The 5,604-nt window shown below is 36.7% G+C and carries 5 protein-coding genes and 1 rRNA gene; 4 read left to right on the top strand and 2 right to left on the bottom strand.

Annotated features, from left to right (window positions below):
* Positions 1–229, bottom strand: a 16S ribosomal RNA gene (locus tag O3603_RS11780); the annotation flags it as partial.
* Positions 230–677: 448 nt separating this feature from the next.
* Here O3603_RS11780 and O3603_RS11785 point away from each other — a divergent pair.
* Positions 678–1,376, top strand: coding sequence for an alpha/beta hydrolase (locus tag O3603_RS11785; RefSeq protein ID WP_371523022.1), 699 nt, complete (start codon positions 678–680; stop codon positions 1,374–1,376).
* Between the two features lie 136 nt (positions 1,377–1,512).
* On the opposite strand, the gene O3603_RS11790 is transcribed toward O3603_RS11785, so the two are convergent.
* Positions 1,513–1,716, bottom strand: coding sequence for an RsiV family protein (locus O3603_RS11790; protein WP_371523023.1), 204 nt, complete (start codon positions 1,714–1,716; stop codon positions 1,513–1,515).
* Between the two features lie 136 nt (positions 1,717–1,852).
* Between O3603_RS11790 and O3603_RS11795 the strand changes: the two genes are divergently transcribed.
* The 3 genes from O3603_RS11795 (at position 1,853) to O3603_RS11805 (ending at position 5,459) form a co-directional block, all read left to right on the top strand.
* Positions 1,853–2,803 (top strand): Gfo/Idh/MocA family protein, encoded by a 951-nt coding sequence (locus O3603_RS11795; protein ID WP_371523024.1) that lies wholly within the window; start codon positions 1,853–1,855, stop codon positions 2,801–2,803.
* Between the two features lie 625 nt (positions 2,804–3,428).
* A complete protein-coding gene (locus O3603_RS11800; protein WP_371523025.1) occupies positions 3,429–4,406 on the top strand; it encodes a hypothetical protein in 978 nt (325 codons plus the stop codon).
* 18 nt (positions 4,407–4,424) lie between these two features.
* Complete coding sequence (locus O3603_RS11805; protein WP_371523026.1) at positions 4,425–5,459, top strand: thiol-activated cytolysin family protein; 1,035 nt, start codon at positions 4,425–4,427, stop codon at positions 5,457–5,459.
* Positions 5,460–5,604 lie beyond the last annotated feature (145 nt).

Genomic DNA, 5,604 nt, shown 5'->3' on the forward strand with positions numbered 1-5,604 from the left:
ACCGATAAATCTTTACTTCAAATCTGATGCCGTCATCGAAGACTATGAGGTATTAGTCTGCCTTTCGGCAGGTTATCCCAAAGTAATGGGAAGGTTGGATACGCGTTACTCACCCGTGCGCCGGTCGACGTCCATTCAGTGCAAGCACTAAATGCCGTTTCCCCTCGACTTGCATGTGTTAAGCCTGTAGCTAGCGTTCATCCTGAGCCAGGATCAAACTCTCCATTGTAAAATATGTTTGGGTGATTAGAATTGATAATAGTGATAAAAAATACCACATAAAAACAACTCTCCACCGAGTAATCTCTGTTTCAGAATGCTTATCCTTTAGTATCAAGTTTTAAAAGCACCTATTCCTATATAAGGAATTCAATTGAATTGATCGGTTCGTTTCTTTTACCCATCTATTTGATTCATAACCAAACAGACGCTTCTTGTACTACTTCTCTGTTTATGTAAATCTCTTCAAAGAACGCTCTCTTTATTGCTTTAAACACTCATAAGCATATGGCTTATTTCGTAAAAGCGAGTGCAAAGGTATATAGAAAACCAATACCTTCCAAATGTTTTAAAGATTATTTTTAAGAAAAGGTGATATTTCTTTATAAAATTGACATACATCAATGCTTTTAGGCTAAAAAGGAGTACTTTTGTATGCAAACATCGATAAATAGAATATGAGACATCAAAGACAAATAATAGAGATAAATGGTCATACTTGCATAATTCACAGCGAAGATAATGCAAAGTATTTTCTAATTCAACCCGTAGATAGTCATGATACGGAAGAACTAGAGCACCAGATTGCCTATATAGAAGAACATTCATCAGCAACATTCACCCACATTGCTGTACGTATAGAGAAGTGGAATTCAGAGTTAACACCATGGTCAGCTCCACCTGTATTTGGAAAGATTCCCTTTGGAGATGGTGCGAATCACACCTTATTGTATATAATACAACAACTGATTCCCAAATTACAGCATCTATACAACTTATCCATTTGCGCAGAGAATACATTTCTTGGTGGCTATTCCCTTGCTGGGCTATTTGCTTTATGGGCTTCTTATCAAGAGGAGATACCCTTCAATGGTATTGCTGCAGCATCCCCATCCGCATGGTATACAGGTTGGCTTGACTATGCAGAGAGTCACACCCCACAAGTAAAGAACGCCTACCTCAGTCTAGGAGATAAGGAAGAAAAGACAAAGACAAAACTCATGTCAACCATTCGCAAGGATATGCTCAGCCTAGAACACATATATAAAACGAAGGGAGTAAACTGCAAAATGGAATGGAACGAAGGTAACCACTTCCAAGACAATGGCATCAGAATGGCAAAAGGATTTGTATGGCTTATGCAAAACCTAGACTAATAACATCCACACATAACTAAAGATCAAATAAAGGAAGCGTCTCCCACATAAGATTTAATCACAAAGGAAGACGCTTTTATATTCTGCATTATCATTGAGAATATGCTTATTACTTAGCAAGCGACCTCACTCGCCATCAATCACCAAGTCCTGCAAGTCGGCGAGCCTCGGGTGTAAGATACTTCGCAATCTTACTATAAGGAATCGTGAAAGTAGGCATACCATGCATATAAGGAGCAATTTCATACTCTCCATAAATAATCTCTACACCTTTTTCTACTAGACAAGGAGTAATAGAAGGTTTAGGAATTACCCCATTCCCAATGCATAAATCATTCATGTATTCTTGTATTGCAGCAGGCGAAGGTGTCAAAGCTTGTTAACAGACCACAAATATAGTCTTTTCCTATATTATCTGCAAAACAATTCCTACTTTTGTTACGCTCTGAACAAATCATAAACATCAATAGAATAGCATGAAGATAAGTATTATAGGCACAGGAATGATAGCCACCGAGGTTATCAAGATGCTAAGGAATGAGACGAAAGGGATTGAGATAACAAGTATCTTTTCACACAGCAACAAGGAGAAAGCACTGACGCTTGCAAAGGAGAATGACATTGACCACGTATATACCGACTATGCCCAACTACTAAAAGAAGACGATGCCGACTTTGTCTATATAGCTTTGGTCAATAACGCACACTACACTTACGTGCGACAGGCATTAGAGGCTCAACGCAACGTTATTGTTGAGAAGCCCTTTACGAGTACGCTTGAGGAAGCGAAGCTACTCACACAGATGGCACGCGAACGTGGACTTTATCTCTTCGAGGCAGTCACACCCCTTCACACCCCCAACTTCCAACTCGTAAAGCAGAGTCTCAAGCGCATTGCTCCCATACATTTCGCACAATGTAACTTCTCGCAATACTCCAGTAGATACGAGCGCTACCTACAGGGAGATATAGCCCCCGCATTCAATCCTGAACTAGGTGGCGGAGCCTTGAACGACCTCAATGTGTACAACATCAACATCATCGTAGGACTATTCGGGGAGCCTATCGCCAACCAATATTTCGCTAATCACGGGCACAATGGCGTTGATACCTCGGGCATTATGGTGCTCACCTACCCCAATCTCACAGCCTCCTGCGTTGCAGCCAAGGACTCCAGTAGCCCTTCCTTCATCTTAATTCAAGGCGAAAAAGGATGGGTGCGTATCCCAACTACAGCCAATGAGTTCGGAAAAGTGGAGATTATGGAACAAGGAAAGCTCACCAGCTACCAACGAAACTCATACGAGAGCCGTCTCGCCCATGAGTTTATGGACTTCAAGGATATATGGGAGCGGAAAGACTACAAGCGTATGGAGGAATGGCTCGACACATCACTTGCTGTAATGGCAGTACTTAGAAAGAGTTAAAGACAATACTATGAGTGTCTACGGTTTATAATTCCTTAAATATAAGTCAGTTTAAATAGATAGGGTTACCTCTTCTTTATTTCTATATTTCTTCTTATCTTTGCGCTGTGTTCTTGTAGAATCACAGAGAGAAGAATAATTATTAGCCATATTTCATCAACTCTCCCTTCTTTTTGCCTCCTCGCACTGTTCGCCAGTGTTGAGGGGGCAAAATCTTTTTATTCCTAATGCCTATTCTATCACTAAAGAAAGCATCCTACTAGTTGCTTGTTTTGTACCCAGCGAATAGGTAGAACCGTACCCTACAGCTGGGTAGCATCGTACTCAGCGAATAAGTCCTCCCCCTACCCAACCGCTGGGTAGGGAGCTACCCAACTGCTGAGTACAACTCTACCCAGCAGTTGGGTATAAAAACACCAATTCGTTGGAGGTAGGAATGGAGAAAATCATCTCATAACTCATCGCACCTATGTAAACAATAACCACCCTTCAATATGCACCTAAATGATCTGCAAACAAACTAAAGATACCAGAACGCTTTAATAAATTTCTGTTAAATTATTGATATTTTTTGTCAAAACAATTATTTATACTACCTTTGCACTATAACTAAAATCAAAATAGCATGAGAAAAGTGATTAAGAATTGTACGCTATTACTTGTTTTATGTTTCATGTCATATTTAAGCGATTCGTGTAGTCGTGATGGGATTATAGACAAGCCTATAAGTATAGACACAACTAAAAAAAGCAGCTCGGATGCAATTTCTCAAAAGGATACCATAAGGCATATAATTTATAAATATCTGATGGAGGACATACCTGTTACAGAAAAAAACTACCAAAATGCTTTCATTGGAAATATCATAAATGAAGATAAATCAACAGTATCTCATTTATCGCCTTTAAAAAATGTGGAGTTTAATGAGATAGAAGTTAGCTTATTATATAATGGTGAACTCTTCTACCAGAAGTTTATCCCATCTTGGAATAATACTAATCATTTCTTTAAGAGCCTACCACAAATATCGACTCAAAATAAAGTAATTTCATCTTCTAAAGAATCATTTGATTCGTATAGAGCACTACATCTGTTTAGTGAATCAAACTATGCACTAGCTTTGGATTCTATCATTCTTCAAAAATCAGATAAGTACAACAATAAGTACAAGAGGAAATTATATCTATATTCCCTAACACAAGAGAATGTATCAATAACAATGGATTATCTTGGCGAGAATGGTCTAATAAATAATAAAATGAGAGATGGCATTCGATATAATTACATATCATCTATCACATATGGTAAAAGGGCGTTCTTAATAATTGATTCACCAAAATCAGATATTCAAGAACTTATCAATAAAGAAATTCATTTAGAAACATTATCCTCTACAGAAAAATATGAAATTGAAAGGGCTAAGGCATATATAATAACTTTTAGTCAAGATTGTACCCCTACAGTTCTGTTCGGTAACGGGACTATTATCCGAGAGTTACAGAAAAGATTTAATAGTCAAACTATATGTCCATTATTCTTTAATCTTAATTCCCTTGAAACAAATAGTCTAAGGAAGCTCACACATACTGTAAACATGAAATAACATTAAAATATTATAATCATGAGAAAGAAATTAAATCTAAAAGCAACATTATTACTAATTCCTTTTGTTTTTATCATCTCGGCATGCTCTGATGATGAATCGTATAATACTTCAAAGTTAGAATTTCCTCCACAAGCTTTGTATACATGGGACGAGTCGTATCACCCCAATTACATACAAAAGCATACAAGAGGTATTATTAATGAAGCATATGAATTCGTACCCAGTGGATTAAGTCAAGTATATCCAGGACTTGTCATAAAAGGAAATACTATTGACAGACCACCTATTTATCCAACAGCATTGAATATTAAGAAAGATTCTATTGATGTAAGTTTTGATATGCCTGGATATTATGGTGAAAGAATATATCCGGGGAGCATACACTATTCAAAGGCTTTAAATAAAGCATTACACTCTCCTGATTTTAGTGGAGAACAGACTGGGTTATTTGAATATGATTTAAAACAATTTTACGATTATTCTGAACTAAGACTTGCATTTGGCTCAAATATCAATATTGCACAAATTCTAAAAATCAATGGTTCACATGATCATCAGAGAATACATCATAAATCGGGATTATTCGCAAGAGTTTATCAGCGTAATTTTACAGCAATGATGGATTATCCAGAAGATGGGAACTTATTTTTGGACAATGAAAATATTACGAAATATAAAAATGATGCTTACATAAACTCTATTGCTTATGGACGACTTGCTATTATAGCAATTGAAAGCGATTGCTCTTATGATTCCCTTAAAACCGCATTTAAATTATCACTAAATATAAATAAATTTGGCATAAAAGGCTCTCTAGATGAACAATCAAAAAGAATATTAGAAAAAGCAGAAACCCATGTTTACATATTAGGTGGTAGTGGAAGTGGAGCTGCTCAGGTCTTTCAGGACTTTGGAAAGTTTCATGAATTCATAGTTAAAGGAGGCACATTCTCTCCATCTATTCCAGGCGTACCTATATATGTAACCGCAAATAGACTTGATGACAATTCTATTTGGGTTACTCATTTTGAAATGCCAAGTAATTTTTAATATAACAATGAAGCCATATATATTAATTTTAGTAATCATATTCTTAACTACTAGTTGTTCCCAAGACACAGATATATTCTCTGTATCTAGGGAACAATCCCTAACAAAAAAACATCCTAGAGATTATCAGATAGATATCTATACT

The sequence above is a fragment of the Prevotella sp. 20925_1_30 genome (assembly GCF_041433025.1).
In the GTDB taxonomy this organism is placed as follows: domain Bacteria; phylum Bacteroidota; class Bacteroidia; order Bacteroidales; family Bacteroidaceae; genus Prevotella; species Prevotella vespertina.